Origin of the sequence: Ruegeria lacuscaerulensis, assembly GCF_013031245.1 — a bacterium.
In the GTDB taxonomy this organism is placed as follows: Bacteria; Pseudomonadota; Alphaproteobacteria; order Rhodobacterales; family Rhodobacteraceae; genus Ruegeria; species Ruegeria lacuscaerulensis_C.
In genome coordinates this window covers 292,502-310,611 of the sequence record NZ_WPZL01000002.1, presented here as the reverse complement: position 1 = coordinate 310,611, position 18,110 = coordinate 292,502, and the positions used below count along the sequence as shown (strand labels likewise).

General features: G+C 58.3%; 18 protein-coding genes and 1 tRNA gene. 12 read left to right on the top strand and 7 right to left on the bottom strand.

The genetic code is table 11. The annotated features are described in order from the left end of the window. The first annotated feature begins 55 nt into the window (after positions 1-55). The 6 genes from GOX66_RS04090 (at position 56) to lexA (ending at position 4,881) form a co-directional block, all read left to right on the top strand. Positions 56-637: an anthranilate synthase component II gene (locus tag GOX66_RS04090; RefSeq protein ID WP_170760105.1), complete on the top strand. Its 582-nt coding sequence runs from the start codon at positions 56-58 to the stop codon at positions 635-637. Beyond that, positions 634-1,653, top strand: a complete 1,020-nt coding sequence (gene trpD, locus GOX66_RS04085) for an anthranilate phosphoribosyltransferase (protein ID WP_170759853.1) — start codon at positions 634-636, stop codon at positions 1,651-1,653. Before GOX66_RS04090 ends, trpD begins: the two co-directional genes overlap by 4 nt. Next, positions 1,650-2,462: an indole-3-glycerol phosphate synthase TrpC gene (gene trpC / locus GOX66_RS04080; RefSeq protein ID WP_170759851.1), complete on the top strand. Its 813-nt coding sequence runs from the start codon at positions 1,650-1,652 to the stop codon at positions 2,460-2,462. The genes trpD and trpC overlap by 4 nt, the downstream gene beginning before the upstream one ends. After that, positions 2,462-2,935: a cyclic pyranopterin monophosphate synthase MoaC gene (gene moaC, locus GOX66_RS04075; protein ID WP_170759849.1), complete on the top strand. Its 474-nt coding sequence runs from the start codon at positions 2,462-2,464 to the stop codon at positions 2,933-2,935. Before trpC ends, moaC begins: the two co-directional genes overlap by 1 nt. Further along, positions 2,932-4,104, top strand: a complete 1,173-nt coding sequence (locus tag GOX66_RS04070; protein WP_170759847.1) for a molybdopterin molybdotransferase MoeA — start codon at positions 2,932-2,934, stop codon at positions 4,102-4,104. The genes moaC and GOX66_RS04070 overlap by 4 nt, the downstream gene beginning before the upstream one ends. Before the next feature lie 78 nt (positions 4,105-4,182). Beyond that, positions 4,183-4,881 carry a transcriptional repressor LexA gene (gene lexA / locus GOX66_RS04065; RefSeq protein WP_170759844.1) on the top strand — a complete coding sequence of 233 codons (699 nt, stop codon included), beginning with the start codon at positions 4,183-4,185 and terminating at the stop codon, positions 4,879-4,881. On the opposite strand, the gene GOX66_RS04060 is transcribed toward lexA, so the two are convergent. Then, the gene (locus tag GOX66_RS04060) at positions 4,875-6,926 is read right to left on the bottom strand and encodes a ComEC/Rec2 family competence protein (protein WP_170759842.1); all 2,052 of its coding nucleotides are present in this window, start codon (positions 6,924-6,926) and stop codon (positions 4,875-4,877) included. The genes lexA and GOX66_RS04060 overlap by 7 nt on opposite strands. Before the next feature lie 78 nt (positions 6,927-7,004). On the opposite strand from GOX66_RS04060, the gene gltX reads away from it, so the two are divergent. Beyond that, the gene (gene gltX / locus GOX66_RS04055) at positions 7,005-8,405 is read left to right on the top strand and encodes a glutamate--tRNA ligase (protein ID WP_170760103.1); all 1,401 of its coding nucleotides are present in this window, start codon (positions 7,005-7,007) and stop codon (positions 8,403-8,405) included. 122 nt (positions 8,406-8,527) lie between these two features. Then, the gene (gene gltA, locus GOX66_RS04050; RefSeq protein WP_170759839.1) at positions 8,528-9,823 is read left to right on the top strand and encodes a citrate synthase; all 1,296 of its coding nucleotides are present in this window, start codon (positions 8,528-8,530) and stop codon (positions 9,821-9,823) included. A 51-nt stretch (positions 9,824-9,874) separates the two neighbouring features. Here gltA and GOX66_RS04045 read toward each other — a convergent pair whose 3' ends face one another. Further along, positions 9,875-10,939, bottom strand: a complete 1,065-nt coding sequence (locus GOX66_RS04045) for a PA0069 family radical SAM protein (RefSeq protein ID WP_170759837.1) — start codon at positions 10,937-10,939, stop codon at positions 9,875-9,877. 318 nt (positions 10,940-11,257) lie between these two features. Here GOX66_RS04045 and GOX66_RS04040 point away from each other — a divergent pair, with 318 nt between their 5' ends. Next, positions 11,258-11,956: a corrinoid protein gene (locus GOX66_RS04040; RefSeq protein WP_170759834.1), complete on the top strand. Its 699-nt coding sequence runs from the start codon at positions 11,258-11,260 to the stop codon at positions 11,954-11,956. Between the two features lie 115 nt (positions 11,957-12,071). Beyond that, positions 12,072-12,740 carry a DUF1638 domain-containing protein gene (locus GOX66_RS04035; RefSeq protein ID WP_170759832.1) on the top strand — a complete coding sequence of 223 codons (669 nt, stop codon included), beginning with the start codon at positions 12,072-12,074 and terminating at the stop codon, positions 12,738-12,740. A 25-nt stretch (positions 12,741-12,765) separates the two neighbouring features. Here the strand turns inward: GOX66_RS04035 and GOX66_RS04030 are convergent, their stop codons facing one another. Next, positions 12,766-13,176 (bottom strand): SufE family protein, encoded by a 411-nt coding sequence (locus tag GOX66_RS04030; protein ID WP_170759830.1) that lies wholly within the window; start codon positions 13,174-13,176, stop codon positions 12,766-12,768. Between the two features lie 138 nt (positions 13,177-13,314). On the opposite strand from GOX66_RS04030, the gene GOX66_RS04025 reads away from it, so the two are divergent. Continuing rightward, complete coding sequence (locus GOX66_RS04025) at positions 13,315-13,839, top strand: hypothetical protein (RefSeq protein ID WP_170759827.1); 525 nt, start codon at positions 13,315-13,317, stop codon at positions 13,837-13,839. 6 nt (positions 13,840-13,845) lie between these two features. On the opposite strand, the gene rnd is transcribed toward GOX66_RS04025, so the two are convergent. The 3 genes from rnd to purM all read right to left on the bottom strand — a co-directional run bounded on the left by rnd (position 13,846) and on the right by purM (position 16,759). Beyond that, entirely contained in the window at positions 13,846-15,003 is a 1,158-nt protein-coding gene (gene rnd / locus GOX66_RS04020; RefSeq protein ID WP_170759825.1) for a ribonuclease D, read from the bottom strand. Between the two features lie 116 nt (positions 15,004-15,119). Beyond that, positions 15,120-15,716: a phosphoribosylglycinamide formyltransferase gene (gene purN, locus GOX66_RS04015; protein WP_170759822.1), complete on the bottom strand. Its 597-nt coding sequence runs from the start codon at positions 15,714-15,716 to the stop codon at positions 15,120-15,122. Then, the gene (gene purM, locus GOX66_RS04010; RefSeq protein ID WP_170759820.1) at positions 15,713-16,759 is read right to left on the bottom strand and encodes a phosphoribosylformylglycinamidine cyclo-ligase; all 1,047 of its coding nucleotides are present in this window, start codon (positions 16,757-16,759) and stop codon (positions 15,713-15,715) included. The genes purN and purM overlap by 4 nt, the downstream gene beginning before the upstream one ends. 107 nt (positions 16,760-16,866) lie before the next feature. On the opposite strand from purM, the gene GOX66_RS04005 reads away from it, so the two are divergent. Then, positions 16,867-16,943, top strand: a tRNA-Ile gene (locus GOX66_RS04005). A 456-nt stretch (positions 16,944-17,399) separates the two neighbouring features. Here the strand turns inward: GOX66_RS04005 and GOX66_RS04000 are convergent. Next, positions 17,400-18,110, bottom strand: a complete 711-nt coding sequence (locus tag GOX66_RS04000; RefSeq protein WP_170759818.1) for an aspartate/glutamate racemase family protein — start codon at positions 18,108-18,110, stop codon at positions 17,400-17,402.

Below are 18,110 nucleotides of genomic sequence, written 5' to 3'. Positions count from 1 at the left end.
GTGGCAGGGGGCTGCATCGCCAGCCCGAAATGCCCAATCCGAGACAAGTGCCCAAATGCTGCTGCTGATCGACAACTACGACTCGTTTACCTACAACCTGGTGCATTACCTAGGCGAACTTGGCGCCGAAATGGTCATTCGGCGAAATGATGCCTTGGATGTTCAGGAAGCCATGGCCATGAACCCGGCTGGAATCCTGCTAAGCCCCGGCCCGTGCGACCCGGATCAGGCCGGGATTTGCCTGGCCCTGACCGAAGCGGCGGCCGAAACAAAAACGCCGTTGATGGGTGTGTGCCTGGGGCATCAGACAATTGGGCAGGCCTTTGGCGGCGACGTCATCCGCTGTCACGAGATCGTGCATGGCAAGATGGGCACGATGCACCACACAGGAAAAGGCGTGTTTGCCGGGTTGCCCTCGCCGTTCGAGGCGACGCGCTATCATTCCCTTGTGGTCGACCGCACCACCCTACCCGAGTGCCTTGAAATTACTGCCGAGTTGGAGGACGGGACAATCATGGGCCTGCAGCATAAAGAGCTGCCCATTCACGGCGTTCAGTTCCACCCGGAATCCATCGCTTCCGAGCATGGCCACGCTCTGCTCAAGAATTTCCTGTCCGAAATGAAAGTCCCCGCATGAGCGACGCTCTGAAACCGCTGATCGGTGCCGCAGCTGACCGGCCCCTAACACGCGCCGAGGCTGAACAGGCTTTTGGCATCCTGTTTGACGGTGAAGCCACCCCCAGCCAGATCGGCGGCTTGCTTATGGCCATGCGAACCCGAGGCGAAACGGTTGACGAATACGCCGCCGCCGCCGCCGTGATGCGTTCAAAATGCAACGCCGTCATTGCCCCGGCGGGCGCTATGGACATCGTCGGAACCGGGGGTGACGGCAAAGGCACCCTGAACATCTCTACCGCGACCGCATTTGTGGTTGCAGGTGCAGGCGTCACGGTCGCCAAGCATGGCAATCGCAATCTCAGTTCCAAATCCGGTGCGGCAGATGCCTTGGGGCAACTGGGAATCAACGTGATGGTCGGGCCACAAACTGTTGAAAAAGCTTTGGAAGAAGCCGGCATCGGATTCATGATGGCGCCGATGCACCACCCTGCTATCGCTCATGTCATGCCTTCCCGGCAGGAACTCGGAACCCGAACGATTTTCAACATACTAGGCCCGCTGACCAACCCGGCAGGTGTCAAGCGCCAACTGACCGGAGCCTTCAGCCGCGAGTTGATCCGCCCAATGGCCGAAACCCTAGGTGTTCTCGGTTCGGAACACGCCTGGCTGGTCCATGGGTCCGACGGCACGGATGAATTGACCATTACCGGCGTTAGTTGGGTTGCCGCTCTGGAAGACGGGGTCGTCAAAGAAGTTGAACTGCACCCCGAAGATGCCGGGCTGCCGGTCCATCCATTCAAAGACATCCTCGGCGGAACACCGGAAGAAAACGCCGTCGCGTTTCGCGCCCTGCTGGACGGCACACCCTCTGCCTACCGCGACGCGGTTCTGCTGAATGCGGCGGCCGCTCTGGTGGTCGCAGATGTTGCAACTGACCTGCGGGATGGTGTCGCCAAAGCCGCCGAAAGTATCGACAGCGGAAAAGCCAAAGAAAAAATCGCCGCACTGGCCCGAATTACTCAGGAGGCCGCATGACAGAGACGGTTCTGGACAAGATCAAAGCCTACAAACTGGAAGAAGTTGCCGCAGATAAGGCGCAGAAGTCTCTGGAGACGCTCGAAAGTGAAGCAAGGGTAGCCCCAGAGGTCCGTGGCTTCGCCGAGGCACTCCAAACTGCTGCTCGCAAGGGCTATGGCCTGATTGCCGAGGTCAAGAAGGCCAGCCCATCCAAAGGTTTGATCCGTCCGGATTTCGATCCCCCAGTGCTGGCCAAAGCCTATGAAGATGGCGGCGCCGCCTGTTTGTCCGTTCTGACGGACACGCCTAGTTTCCAAGGGGCCAAGGAATACCTGACAGAAGCACGCGCAGCCACCTCACTGCCTGCTTTACGCAAGGACTTCATGTACGATCCCTATCAGGTGGTCGAGGCACGTGCCTTGGGCGCTGATTGCATCTTGATTATCATGGCGTCAGTCGAAGACAGTCAGGCGGAAGAGCTGGAGCAGACCGCTTTTGACTGGGGCATGGATGTTCTGATCGAAGTTCACGACGAGGCTGAATTGGAACGCGCAACCCAGCTGAAAAGCCCGCTGATTGGGATAAATAACCGCAATCTCAAGACGTTCGAGACCACTCTTGACACGACGCGTCACTTGTCGAAACTTGTTCCGGGAGATCGGACGATCGTCTGCGAAAGCGGTTTGAGCACGCCCGAGGACCTCGCTGACATCGCCCGTTATGGCGCACGTTGTTTCCTGATCGGCGAAAGCCTGATGCGCCAGAATGATGTCGCGGCAGCGACGCGCAATCTGATGGCAAACCCGCTTATCCCCGGAGTGATGTGATGCCACTGACCCATTTTGATGCTCAGGGACAGGCCCATATGGTCGATGTCTCTGATAAGGCTGTAACGGATCGTGTGGCGGTTGCTGCCGCACACATAAAAATGGCGCGGGCAACCTATGATCTAATTTCTGAAGGCCGCGCCAAGAAAGGCGACGTACTGGGCGTCGCGCGGCTGGCGGGCATCATGGGGGCCAAGAAAACACCTGATCTGATCCCATTGTGCCATCCTCTGCCCGTCACCAAAGTTGCGGTGGAATTGACCTTGGACCCCGATCTACCCGGCGTCCAGATCGAAGCAATTGTCAAAACCTCTGGCCAGACCGGCGTAGAGATGGAGGCGCTGACGGCGGCCTCGACCGCGGCACTGACGGTTTATGACATGACCAAGGCGGTGGATAAAGCCATGGAGATAGGCGGCATCCGCGTTTTGCTGAAAGATGGCGGTAAATCAGGGCGTTACGAGGCGAAATGATTACGGTCGAAGACGCCCGCTTGCTACTGTTTGATCTGGTTTCACCGCTGGAGTCTGAAACAGTAGGCTTGGCAGACGCCGCCGGGCGCGTTCTGGTGCAGGATGTCACCGCCACGCGCGATCAGCCCCCATTTGCGGCCTCTTCAATGGACGGTTACGCTTTGAAATCGACCGAGGTCGAATTACACGCCATGTTCAAGGTCATCGGCGAGTCCGCGGCAGGTCGTCGTTTCGAAGGACCTGTCGGACCGGGTCAGGCTGTTCGTATCTTTACCGGGGCTCCTGTGCCGGAAGGCGCAGATTTCGTTGTTATTCAAGAAGATACGGAACGTCGTGGTGATCTGCTTACGATCTCCGACCAGCCGGGCCCCAAATCAAATATCCGCCCCGCCGGCGTCGATTTCACCTCTGGAACCAAAATCAACGCGCCCCGCAATCTGCGCCCTGAGGATATCGCGTTGATCGCGGCAATGAACATCGCCAATGTGCCGGTGACACGGAAACCAAAGATAGCGCTGATCTCTACCGGCGACGAGCTGGTCATGCCGGGTGAGACCCCCGGCCCTGATCAGATCATTGCATCCAATACCTTTGGCCTAAAGGCGTTGCTGGAAAATGCCGGAGCGCTTGTGCGCATCCTGCCGATCGCGAAAGATACTGTGGCCTCGCTGGAAACCGCGTTCGGGCTGGCAGAAGGCGCGGATCTGGTCGTTACCATCGGCGGAGCGTCGGTTGGGGAGTATGATCTGGTGGCCGATGTCTCAGAGGCGCTTGGGATGGAGCGGTCGTTCTACAAAATCAGGATGCGCCCGGGCAAACCCCTGATGGCCGGACGTCTCGGCAAAACCGCGATGGTGGGACTCCCTGGAAATCCTGTCAGTGCAATGGTTTGCGGCTATCTCTTCTTGCTACCTATGGTGCGGCGCATGTTGGGCGTCGAACAGGTTCTGACGCCATTTCGACATGCGCGACTGTCGGAGCCAATCGGCAAGAATGGACCCCGTGAGCACTATATGCGCGCCGTTCTGGACGACCGGGGCATCCGTGCATGCTCGGATCAGGACAGTTCACTGCTTAGCGTACTGGCGCAGGCGAACGCGCTTTTAGTGAGAGCCCCCCATGACCCGGCACGGTCTGCCGGAAATGAAGTCCGGTATCTGCCGATTTAGGTCACATGCAAGTCCATTGACACAAAACGTGAACATGCGTAGAACAAAAGAAAACGCATGACCGACGAGGTGTGAGCAATGCTGACCAAGAAACAGTTGGATTTGTTGGAATTCATCCACAAACGCGTTCAGGCGGACGGTGTTCCGCCCAGTTTCGACGAAATGAAGGCCGCGCTGAATCTGCGGTCAAAATCCGGTATTCACCGCCTGATCACCGCGCTGGAAGAACGCGGCTTTATCCGCCGTCTCGCCCATCGCGCCCGTGCCATCGAAATCGTGAAACTGCCGGAAAGCCTGGGTGGTGAGCCGACGGTCGCGTTCAAACCGCGTGTCATCGAAGGTGATAAACCCAAAGGCCCGCGTCCGGCGAATTTTGAACCCGTGACAGTGGACGCTATGGAATTGCCGGTGATGGGCCGGATCGCCGCCGGGGTTCCGATCGAGGCAATCAGCCATGTGTCCCACCGGGTTGCCGTTCCTGGAACCATGGTCTCCGGCAAAGGGGAGCATTACGCGCTGGAGGTGCGCGGCGACTCGATGATCGATGCGGGCATCAACGACGGCGACGTTGTCGTTATCCGCGAGACTTCGGTGGCCGATAGCGGCGATATCGTGGTTGCGCTGGTCGAAAATCATGAGGCCACCCTGAAGCGGTTCTTCCGCCGTGGTCATGCCATAGCCCTTGAGGCTGCAAACCCCGCCTATGAAACCCGCGTCCTCCCGGAGGAAAAGGTCAAGGTTCAGGGGCGGCTGGTCGGGTTGATCCGCAGCTACTGATCCCGTTTCTCCCTGTGGTGCGCTGACATACCCGGGGACCACAGCCTGTTACCGATGGCTTCGCGGCTGGTTCTTATCCGACCATTCGCGAATGCCAGACTACCGGTTTCCATCAAGCGCTTTGGATCGTAGACGCCGCACTCTCCGGTCAGGTCTAACGCGACTGCCGAGACGACGATCTGGTTGTCATGGCATTCATCAAATCCTTGCGCGGCGCGTTTCCCGGTGATGTGAACCAGTTCTTTTCCTTGCCAAATATAGCGTTGAACGATGTCTGCCCCAGCAGGCCAGCGGCTGGCGGCATGTTTCTGATCAACCCCGTCTCCGTCATTTTCAAGCCAAACCATAGCGACAAATCCACTGCCTTTTTCCTTGCTCAGTGCCCGCCCGTTTTCGGTCATCACACCTACCAAACCGCCAGAATCCGCAACCAGCACATCGGGTCGGTGCCCCTGCCCCCACAGCAAAAATGCCAAAGCGACCGGGGCAACCCCCAACCACTTTGCCCGACCGCGCCACAGCGCCAGCCACAAGGCTCCCATCGCAAATGACGGCAGGACGTAATGCGGCGGGCTGACCACATACCCTTGCGCACCGTCCAGCCCCGAAACCCACGCGGAAACGACCATGATCCATTCCAGCCCAAACCCCATGACGGTCAATGCCAAGGCTTCCAGACCAAAAGGCGCCAAGAGGGCCGCAAGAACGGCGGATGGCACAACAACGGTGCCCATTACCGGCACCGAGAGAACGTTGGCCAGCAAACCGTAATGCGACATCGTATTGAAATGTGCAGCCCCGATCGGCGCCGTTGCCAGCCCCGCAATGGCGGATGACAACAGCAACGTGGCCATAGGTTTCAGCCACTTTGGACCCGGCATCGGCCCATAATCACGCAATGCGCCGAACACCGCGACCAGCGCCGTGGTCGCGGCAAAAGACATCTGGAACCCGGGACTTAGCAGAGATTCGGGGCGCAGAATCAACACGATCAGGGCGGCCACGGCCACCGCGCGCAGGGAAATCGCCCGGCGATCGATCAGGATGGCGCCCAACATGACGCTCGCCATCACAAAAGCCCGCTCGGTGGCAACGTTTCCACCGGACAGCATCAGATAGATTACAGCAGCGATCAGCGCGCAGAGAGCGGCCAACTTGCGCACCGGCAACCGCAAGGCCACCACCGGAATTGCGGAAAGAACCAGCCTGCAGACCAGAAACACAAACCCGGTCAGCAGCCCCATATGCAGACCCGAGATCGCCAGCAAATGTGCCAGGTTCGACGCGCGCAAAGACTCCAGCGTTGATTGCCCCATTCCACTGCGGTCACCCGTTGTAACAGCCGCCGCAAAACCACCTACTTCTCCGGGCAGGATGGCGCGCACCCGCTCTGATATCGCCATCCGCAGGGCAGTTGTCCGAACTTCCTGGGGTTCGCTCTCAGGCGGAGCGATAGTCAGAACCGGAACGCGAGTGTATCCAACTGCGCCAAGCCGCTGAAACCAGGCGTGGCGGCGAAAATCAAAACCGCCCGGTTCAACAGGGCCTTGCGGCGTTGAAAGGTGTCCGGTGGTCATTATCCTTTGGCCAGGCTTCAGTGATACCGAACCACCGTGCAACGAAAGTCGGACGCGCTGCGGTCTGCGATCCAACGGCACGTCCCCTATACGTACCCGGTCCAGCGTAACCCGCAGCGCATCCGACGCGGAGCGGTCCATGGCTACGACCCGCCCCTCGACCGGGCCGTAATAGCGCCAGGACAAAACCGGCTCCGCGACCGTATGAGCCCGTGCGCCTGCCAGGGTGAACCCAGCCGCGACCAACGCGCCACCTGTTGCCAACGCAGCCCAACCGGATGATACGGTGCGCCCAACCCAGGCAGACGTTGCGACCAGAACCAGCAAACATGCGTAAACCTGCCAGTCCGGTTCGAACCGAAGACTGAAATACAGGCCAATGCCGACAGCCAGACACACCGGGCACCATTGAAACAAATACCCGGTCTGGTTCAGCAATGCGGCCTCGACCCGTGCCAGAACACGCATGGTTGCTCCCGTCCTTCGGGCTCGTTAGACAGGCGCAAAACTATGCCCGACACGGTTACCAAAAGGTTAATCCACACAATGTCCGATCAGGTCGTCACCCGCTTCGCCCCCTCGCCCACTGGTTTCTTGCATATCGGCGGCGCACGCACCGCACTGTTCAACTGGCTTTATGCCCGCGGACGTGGCGGCAAGTTCCTGCTGCGGATTGAAGACACGGATCGTGAGCGCTCGACCCCCGAGGCGACGGCGGCCATTTTACAAGGTATGGCGTGGCTGGGCTTGGATCACGACGGCGAAGTGATCAGCCAGTTCGAAGGCGCAGCCCGGCACGCCGAGGTCGCGCACCTGTTGCTGGCCGAGGGTAAAGCGTACAAGTGTTTTTCCACGCAGGAAGAAATTGCTGCCTTCCGCGAGCAGGCCCGTGCCGAGGGCAAATCGACTCTGTTCCGCAGCCCCTGGCGCGACGCTGATCCCGCGACGCACCCGGACGCACCGTATGCAATCCGTATCAAGGCCCCGCAGGACGGAGAAACCGTGATCCGCGATCAGGTGCAGGGCGACGTGACCATCCGCAACGACCAGTTGGACGATATGATCCTGCTGCGCTCGGACGGCACTCCGGTCTACATGCTGGCCGTGGTGGTGGACGATCATGACATGGGCGTGACCCATGTGATCCGCGGTGACGACCACCTGAACAACGCCGCGCGTCAGATGATGATTTATGAGGCGATGGGCTGGGACGTGCCGGTCTGGGCGCATATCCCGCTGATCCACGGCCCCGACGGCAAGAAGCTCTCCAAACGTCATGGGGCGTTGGGCGCGCAGGAATATCAGGCCATGGGCTACCCGGCGTCCGGTATGCGTAACTATCTGGCGCGTCTGGGTTGGAGCCACGGCGATGACGAGTTTTTCACCGATGAACAAGCCAAAGAATGGTTCGATCTGGGCGGCATCGGCAAAAGCCCAGCCCGGTTTGACCTGAAAAAACTGGAAAACCTGTGCGGCCAGCATATTGCAACCTCAGATGATGCCGCACTGCGGCAAGGGATCGAATCTTATCTCGCGGCAGCCGACCTGGTGCCGCTAACGCAAACACAATCCGGTGATCTGGAACGTGCGATGTATTGCCTCAAGGATCGCGCGCGCACTTTCCCGGAACTGCTTGAAAAAGCTCATTTTGTACTAACCATCCGACCGATCGACCCGGATGAGAAGGCGGCAAAAGCCCTCACTTCAGTACCCGATGGTATACTGGAAGAATTGACGCCGCAGCTGCAAAATGCTAGCTGGACACGAAGCGAACTGGAGGAGGCCCTGAATTCGTTCGCAGATGCGAAAGGGCTTAAGTTCGGCAAGTTGGCGGGCCCTCTTCGGGCCGTACTGGCAGGTCGGGCAGTGACACCTTCGGTTTTTGACATGATGCTTGTGCTGGGGCGCGACGAAACCCTGGCGCGGCTTTCTGATGCAGCGAACTAAACCCAGTCTTCACATTCGGGTAACGCTGCTCCGCTAACACCCGGACTGCGCGCTCGCGCGCAGCCGTTGCCCGCAAGGTCGGACAGCGATCCGATACGCGCAAGATTGAGGAAGGGACAACCATGACCGATAGCAACAAATCAGCCACTCTGACTGTTCATGGCAAAGACTATGAGTTGCCGGTTTATTCGCCAACTACTGGACCCGACGTCATAGACATCCGCAAGCTTTATAGTGAAGCAGGTGTCTTTACCTATGACCCCGGTTTCACCTCGACCGCCAGCTGCGACAGCACGATTACCTATATCGACGGCGATAAGGGCGAGCTGTTGCATCGCGGCTATCCGATCGATCAACTGGCCGAGAAGTCCCACTTCCTCGAGGTTTGCTATCTGCTGCTGTACGGAGAACTGCCGGTCGCAAAAGATCTGGAAAAGTTCGAAACCACGATCACCCAGCACACCATGCTGCACGAGCAGATGCAGTATTTCTACCGCGGATTCCGTCGCGATGCGCATCCTATGGCCATTATGGTCGGCGTCGTCGGCGCGATGTCGGCCTTCTACCACGACTCGACCGATATCTCCGACCCGCGCCAGCGCGAAATCGCGTCTCACCGATTGATCGCCAAGATGCCCACAATCGCGGCCTGGGCTTACAAATATCATACTGGTCAGCCATTCGTTTATCCGCGCAACGATCTCGACTATGCGTCGAACTTCCTGCGTATGTGCTTCAGCGTTCCGGCCGAAGAATATGAGGTCAACCCGATCCTCAGCCGCGCGATGGACCGCATCTTTACCCTGCACGCGGATCACGAACAGAATGCATCGACCTCGACAGTGCGCCTTGCGTCGTCCTCGGGTGCGAACCCGTTCGCTTGCATTGCGGCTGGCATCGCATGTCTGTGGGGCCCGGCCCATGGCGGCGCCAACCAGGCATGTCTGGAAATGTTGGAAGAGATCGGAAGCGTTGATCGCATCCCCGAATACATCGCCCGCGCCAAAGACAAGAACGACCCGTTCCGCCTGATGGGCTTTGGCCACCGCGTCTACAAGAACTTTGATCCGCGCGCCAAGGTGATGAAGCAGTCGGCAGACGAAGTACTTGATCTGCTGGGAATCGAGGACAACCCGAAACTGCAGGTCGCCAAGGAGCTGGAGAAAGAAGCTCTGGAAGATCCATACTTCGCCGAGAAGAAGCTGTTCCCGAACGTCGACTTCTATTCGGGTATCATCCTAGAGGCGATGGGCTTCCCGACCTCGATGTTCACACCAATCTTCGCGCTGTCGCGTACCGTTGGCTGGGTCAGCCAATGGAAAGAAATGATTGCGGATCCTCAGAACAAGATCGGTCGCCCGCGCCAGCTGTACCTGGGCGAAACCATGCGCGACTACGTGGATATCGAAAACCGCTGATCGTCACAGTTAAACGACAAAGCCCCGGACCGATGCCCGGGGCTTTTTTTGTCAGAGCAAGCTTAGTTGGTCGCCAATTTGGGCTGGTCTCCCGAACAGATCGCACCGCAAGGGCGGCGTTCGCGACGCAAGCCCCAAACGCTTGATCGCCAGGGCGAACCGTTTGGCAATAAGACCGGCGTATTCGCCCTCGCCCCTCATGCGATGGCCCCAGCGAGGGTCATAATCCCTGCCTCCATGCATTTCGCGCAGCTTGGACATGATTTTCTCGGCCCGTGCGGGTTCGTGGTCCTTCAGCCAGCCCTGCCACAGCTCGGACACTTCACGGGGCAGACGCAGCATGATCCAACTGGCCGCATCGGCACCAGCGTCCCGACCGGCCGCTAGCAGGTTTTCCAGTTCGTGATCCGTCAGCCCGGGAATCACAGGAGAAGTCATGACCCGAACCGGCACGCCCGCCTCGGTCAGGCGCCGTATAATCGTCAGTCGTCGCCGGGGCGACGGCGCGCGTGGCTCCATCCGGCGGGACAAGCCAGCGTCCAGTGTTGTCAGGGAAACTCCGACCCGAACCAACCCCTCTTGCGCCATGGGGGCCAATATGTCCAAATCTCGTTCGATCAAGGCCCCTTTGGTAACGATGCCCACAGGATGGTGGAACTCCTGCAGGACCGACAAGCATGACCTTGTAACCAAACGGGTTTTCTCGATCGGCTGGTACGGATCCGTATTCGTCCCAAGCGCGATGGCGGCCACTTTATATCGCTTGGAAGACAATTCTTTTCTAAGGATCTCCGCCGCATTCGGGCGCGCGATCAGACGGGATTCGAAATCCAGGCCGGGCGATAACCCAAGATAGGCATGGGTGGGGCGGGCAAAACAATAAACGCACCCATGTTCACACCCACGATACGGGTTAATTGAACGGTCAAATGGCAGATCCGGTGAACGGTTATAGGTGATCAGGCTGCGGGCAACCTCGTCCCTGATATCTGTCCGCAACGGCGGGATATCGTCCTCAGAATCCCAGCCATCGTCGCACGGAACGGTGTCGAATTGCTCGAACCGGCCTGATGCGTTTGTGGCTACTCCCCGGCCCCTGATGCTGTTCGAAATCATGTGCGTTCTCTGTTTGTTCTCATCCTATATCTAAAGGTCGCTGGCCAATCGTACAAGCGCGCCATGACGGCTCAGCCTGATCGCTGTAATATCAGGGCTTTGTACAGCAATTCGAGCCAAAGGAACTTTCGTCCCAGCTTGAACGGAATACAGGATTATCTTGCAGAAATTTCTATCGAGCTATGCAAAAATCTGACGTATAGGTCGGTCCCGAAACCACCGACGTCGCAATCGTCACAGTCAAGCTGCGACGTTTTGGCCAAAACGGGAAAAATGCCACCACGGGCCTTAGGCCCGCACAGCTCAGGGAAACGCCCCATGTCTGATGAAGAAGACATCGTCCTGTCCGAACTGAACGACGACGAACTCGTCGAGCAGATGTTCGACGATCTTTATGACGGCCTGAAAGAAGAAATCGAAGAAGGTGTGAACATCCTGCTGGAACGTGGATGGACGCCTTATGACATCCTGACCAAAGCGCTGGTCGGTGGCATGACGATTGTTGGCCACGACTTCCGCGACGGCATCCTGTTCGTCCCCGAAGTTCTGCTGGCCGCCAACGCCATGAAGGGCGGTATGACGATCCTCAAACCGCTGCTGGCCGAAACCGGCGCACCTCGCGTTGGCAAGATGGTGATCGGAACGGTGAAAGGCGACATCCACGACATCGGCAAGAATTTGGTTTCGATGATGATGGAAGGTGCCGGTTTCGAGGTTGTCGATATTGGCATCAACAACCCGGTCGAAAACTATCTGGAAACGCTTGAGGCCGAAAAGCCCGACATTCTGGGCATGTCTGCCCTGCTGACAACGACCATGCCCTACATGAAGGTCGTGATCGACACTCTGGTCGAGCAAGGCCTGCGCGAGGAATACATCGTTCTGGTCGGTGGCGCACCTTTGAACGAAGAGTTCGGCAAAGCCATTGGCGCAGACGCGTATTGCCGTGACGCGGCTGTTGCGGTCGAGACCGCCAAGGATTTTGTGTCGCGCAAGCACAACCAACTGGCCGGCTGATCGGACACACAGGAATGTTTGAGGGCCGTCCGGAGTTCGGGCGGCCCTATTTGTATCCTTTGACTTGTCCGGTAAACGGTTCAGTTTCTGTCGCACACACTCCGAGGGGAACCCAATGCAGCAGGACAAATTGCCAGACGATGCCAGCCTAACGACCAGGGGCTACACATCGGATGATAAACAGGGACGTATTCTGTTGCTGGCTTGCGGCGCATTGGCCCGTGAGATTCTGGATTTGAAACGCCGAAACGGCTGGGACCACATGGCGTTGACCTGCCTTCCCGCCATTCTTCATATCCACCCAGAAAAGATCACTCAGGCCGTTCGTGATGCAGTTGACAAGCACCGCGACAATTATGACCAGATCTTTGTCGTCTATGCGGATTGCGGAACCGGTGGCCTACTTCAGAAAGCGTGTGAGGAAATGGGCATAGAAATGGTCCAAGGTCCCCACTGCTATTCCTTCTTCGAAGGGAACCAGGCATTTGAAGCTCATGGTGAGGACGAAACCACCGCCTTTTACCTGACGGACTTTCTGGCCAGACAGTTCGACGCTTTTATCTGGAAGCCGCTGGGTCTGGATCGCCATCCCGAGTTGCGCGACATGTATTTCGGCAACTATACCAAGCTGGTCTACCAGGCGCAGATCGAAGACCCGGAACTGACTGAACGCGCGCGGGCATGCGCCGAGAAGATGGGTCTGGAATTCGAGCGCCGCTTTACCGGATATGGCGATCTAGAGTCCACGCTGACGGATTGGGCCAACCGCACAACGCGTGACTAAACATGATCTAACCAGAGTCAGGCGGTCAGGCGTTTTCTTGCGCAACCTCTCGGATACGCTCGATCATGGAACGCAATCCGTTTGAACGCTGTGCCGAAAGGTGATCGTTCAGTCCAAGGCGGGCCAGTTCACCGCCGGCATCGACCTTGGGAACATCCCTTACCGGCAGGCCGTTATACAGCGATCGCAGCACCGCGATCAGGCCCCGCACGATCAACGCATCGCTGTCCCCGTCAAACCGAAACACACCGCCTTCGATAACCGGATGCAGCCAGACCTGACTTGCGCAGCCGTGTACCTTGGTCGCGGGTACTTTCAACGCGTCGTCCAGCGGCTCCATCGCTTTGCCCTGATCGATTACATGGCGGTACCGGTCCTCCCAGTCCTCCAGAAACTCAAAATCCTCGACGATTTCTTCAAAGGCAGGCGTTGCCATTTCGCGGCGGTCCTTTTGTAGCGGTCACAATTGTGACCTATGTCGCGGAACTGTGGCTGTCCAGCCCCTTGCGCGGCTTTTCAAACAATGGAATTTGCGATAACCCATTGCTGAAATTACTGCTCTGGACGTTGGGACATGCAAAAATCGTTTACTCTTCTTATGGTCGCGACCCTGACCTTGTCCGCATGTAACAGCTGGCGGGACTCGCGCGTAAACCCGTCCAACTGGTTTGGCTCCAGCACACCGGCACCTGTCGAGACATCCGCAGACGACGCCAACGCCCTCGTACCGGAGCAAAAAGAAGGCAGCGGCCTGTTCTCCAGACAGGACGCCGAAGATACCAGCGTTCCAATTGCCAAAATTGATGAGCTGCGGATTAATCCAACCCCGTCAGGCGCGATTGTCTATGTCGCGGGGACGGCCTTCCGGCAAGGGGCTTACAACGCTCAGCTTGTCCCCACAGACAGTGAAGAAAACCAAAAGGACGGCGTTCTGGAGTACACGTTTCGGGTAAACTATCCGACCTATGCAACCAATCAGGGCACTGAACGCTCTCGCATGGTTTCCGACGCCATCAACGTCAGTCAGGATGACCTGCAGAACATCCGCCTTGTGCGGGTAGTAGGGCAACAGAACGCTTTGGAATCCCGGCGCCGCTGACGATCGCTATAGCGACACGACCTTGACCATCTGGCCCTTGGCGGCCAGCGCAATCTTGCCTTCACAGAGTTTCAGGGCATCCTCGCCGAAGACTTCGAAACGCCATCCTGTCATTGCAGGCAGTTCACGTTCACCGGCTGCGATTTGGTCCAGTTCTGAGCTGGTGGCGATCAGTTTCGCGGCCACGCCCGAGCTTTCAGTCTTGGATTTCAGCAGCACCCGAAGAAGATCAGACAGCGCCGGGTTGACCTTTAGCTTGTCCCGGCTGTTGTCGACCTGCGGCAGTTGGTCAGAGGGGCAGTTCACCCCTTTTTTCACGGCTACAAGGATTCCATCCGCAATCGCCCCCTTGCGCGCCTCGCGCAGCAGCAGGCGCGATCCACCCAGATCAGACGGTGATTTAGGCTTTGTCGACGCGAGTTCAATCAGCGCGTCATCCTTGAACACGCGACTGCGCGGGACGTTGTTTTCTTGCGCATAGGTCTCGCGGAACTGCGCCAATTCGCGCACAACCGCCAGGAACTTGGCCGAGTTCGTGCGCGTTTTCACACGCTTCCACGCATCCTCGGGCCTAACGTCATAGGTCGCCGCCTCTGTCAGAGTACGCAACTCTTCCGCAACCCAATGGCTGCGCTGAGACTTCCTCAGCTCGGCTGCAAGATATTCGTAGATCTGCCGCAGATGGGTCACATCCGCCAAAGCATAGGTTTTCTGCGCCTCGGACAATGGCCGACGAGACCAGTCGGTAAAGCGCGAAGTCTTGTCGACGCCCTGCTTACAGATTTTTCGTACCAGCGTTTCATACCCGACCTGCTCGCCGAATCCGCAGACCATGGCTGCAACCTGCGTGTCGAACAGAGGCTTGGGAAACACGCCCGCTTCTACCCAGAAAATCTCAAGGTCCTGACGCGCGGCATGGAATACTTTTACGATGTTCTCGTTGCCGAACAGCTCGTACAGCGGATCCAGCGACATCCCATCGGCCAATGGGTCAACCAGAACCGCACTGTCCTCATCCGCCGAAGGGACCGCAAGCTGCAATAGGCAGAGTTTCGAGTAATACGTCCGTTCGCGCAGAAACTCGGTGTCCACGGTGACATAGTCGTATTCCGCAGCGGCCTTGCAGAAATCGGCCAGCTCTTGCGTCGTTGTCAGGGTCTTCATACGAGGTGCTATTCTTGCTCTTTTTCTTTGTGTCAGCCCGTCAGTTCTTTGCCATACCAAGCCGTAGTGCAGACCATAGGCCGAATAATGCGCGCGTGTAAATCACTCTGAGACACTCAGGACAGCAACACCGGCGTTCTGTCTCCATTGGCGTATCGCTGCAACACTGCGGGGTAAAGCCTGTGCTCCCATACCAGCACGCGGGCAGCCAACGCTTCAGGAGTTTCTCCGGGCTGAATATTCAGCCTGGCCTGCCCCAAAATGGGCCCGTCATCCAATGCCGCCGTCACTTCGTGAACCGAGCACCCGTGTTCGGCGTCCCCCGCTTCGATTGCCCGCGCATGGGTGTTCAGACCCTTGTATTTCGGCAGTAAAGACGGATGGATATTCAGTATCCGACCCTGAAAGCGCGAAACGAATTCGCCCGTCAGAACCCGCATGAAACCGGCCAGACATACGATATCGGGCTGTGCCTGCTCCAGCGGTCTGAGCAGTTCGGCCTCAAATGTTGCGCGGTCCCCCCCGAACGGCCGGTGATCCACTGCCGCGGTCGGGATGCCGCGATCAGCCGCCTTTTTCAACCCGCCCGCTTCGGGGTCGTTGGACAATACCAGACAGGGCCGCGCCGGGTGGTCGCCGGTCATGCTGTCGACCAGCGACACCATGTTGGACCCACCCCCTGAAATCAGGATGGCGACGCGCTTGTGGCTCACAGCAGTTTGCCCGAATAGGCCACGCCCGTCGCGTCGGTTACAGCCCCGATCCGCGCGACCGTTTCACCGGCTTCGACCAGCAAAGTGGTCAGATCATCGACACGCTCGGCGTCGCAGACGACGATCATGCCAATGCCGCAATTGAAGGTCTTCAGCATCTCGGCCTCAGCAATCCCGCCGATTTCGGCCATCCAGCGGAACACGGGCGCCAGCTCCCAAGCATTCAGGTCAATCTCGGCCCCCAGCCCCTCAGGCAGCACGCGCGGCAGGTTTTCGGTCAGGCCGCCGCCGGTGATATGGGCCAGCGCGTGTACACCCCCTGCCCGGATCGCCTGCAGCGCTGGTTTCACGTATAGCCGGGTCGGTGTCAGCAGCGCCTCGCCCAGCGAGCCGTCGCCAAAGGGCGACGCCGCATCCCAGCCCAGCCCCGACATTTCGACCAGTTTGCGCACCAGCGAATAGCCGTTGGAATGCACCCCGTTCGAGGCCAGCCCCAACAGTACGTCACCCTGTTTCACGCCCGCAGGCAGATGCGCCCCGCGCTCCATCGCGCCGACCGAGAACCCGGCCAGATCGAAATCGCCGTCAGGGTACATGCCCGGCATCTCGGCGGTCTCGCCTCCGATCAGCGCGCACCCGGACTGAACACAGCCCTCGGCAATGCCTTCGATAATCCGCGCGGCAGTATCCGTGTCCAGCTTGCCGGTCGCGAAGTAGTCGAGGAAGAACAGAGGCTCTGCCCCCTGACAGATCAGGTCATTGACGCACATAGCCACCAGATCGATGCCAACGCCGTCGACCACACCGGTATCTATGGCAATGCGCAGCTTGGTGCCAACGCCATCGGTCGCGCCAACAAGAATCGGATCTTCGTATCCGGCGGCCTTCAGGTCGAACAAGGCTCCGAAGCCACCCAGACCACTCATCACGCCCGAGCGGTTGGTCCGCTTGGCCGCAGGCTTGATCCGGTCGACCAGAGCGTTCCCCGCATCAATGTCAACGCCTGCATCGGCATAGGTGATTCCGTTCTTGCCCGTCGTCATGGCCAACCTCTCATGAATGGTTCCCGCGCGGGTTATTCGATTGTTGGGCCTGTTGCAACGGTCAGGCTTGACGCGGGCGTTCACCGTGATAGGCAAAGCGCTCAGGCGGGCCTGTAGCTCAATTGGTTAGAGCAGAGCGCTCATAACGCTTTGGTTGGGGGTTCGAGTCCCTCCGGGCCTACCAAAATACCCGCTAACTTATTGAATTCAAGGAATTCTGACGCCCCAAGGGGTATGGTTTCAACCCAATATGAACTCAATAATGTAAATTCAGGAATACCCCACGAAATCAGTACCGCTTTTTCGAATCCGGATTAGGTCATTCCGGCAATTTTCCGGCACAGACGCGCCGCGACATTCCAGTTAACCCTTGTTCCAAGCCCAATGATCCATCTGCGATACTGTAAAGCGTGCAGCATGCATGCTGATCAAGATGACCGTAGTTGAGTAAGCGCATCCCTGAAAAATATCAGCCTTTGGTATCGTCCCGTTCCGCCAACTCAGGCGGGATTTCGATAGCGTCTTTGACGCCAGCCCGAATTCGTCTTCTTGAAACGTGCCGGCATGCCACGCGCAGCGACCTGATAACGTTCAGACTCGAACAGGCTATTTGGGCATCGAACTGCGATGCGTACCCCCCCTAATAAACAGGTGGTCTGAGCCCGGCCTGAAACCAACTGACCAGAGATACGACCGAATAGACCGGCAATCCCGTGGCTGCTCGGATATCGGCGGCGTAGGGGCACATGTTCGTGCACTCCAACACCAGCGCGCCGAGGTCGGGATGTTCCTTCTGCATCGCAAGCGCAGCTTCGACATTGTCCTCGCGGGCCTTTTCCACGTCCATCGTCAGTTCATTGTTTAGGATTACCCGCGTGAATTCCTGCCCGCCTTCGGTCGACCCAATCGGAGTGCCCTCGGGTACCTGAGCACTGCGCAAATGGTCCTCGGTCAGAGTCGAGGCCGAAATCGTCAGCACCCCTGCCCGTCTGCCTGCTGGCAATAGCCGATTCACCATCTCGACCTGCATCAGCGATGACGTAACCACGGGAACAGGGACCGCCTCGGTCAGCTCTTTTTGGAGTAACGACAAGAACCCGCAATTGGTGGTGATTCCATCCACACCGTCATCAACCAGCTCGCGCGCGGCATCAATGAAAGCACCCAGCATGCCTTCAGCCTTGCGGCGCACCACAAGATCGGGCGAGGCATTCCGTACGATGCGATAATGTACCGGAAAGGGCCATGTCAGGGCGTTACCCATATCGCCGGGAATACGCGGAAAGCGGGCATCCAGCATCAGGATACCCACCGACGCACCATATACTGATTTGCCACCTGTCGCGATCAT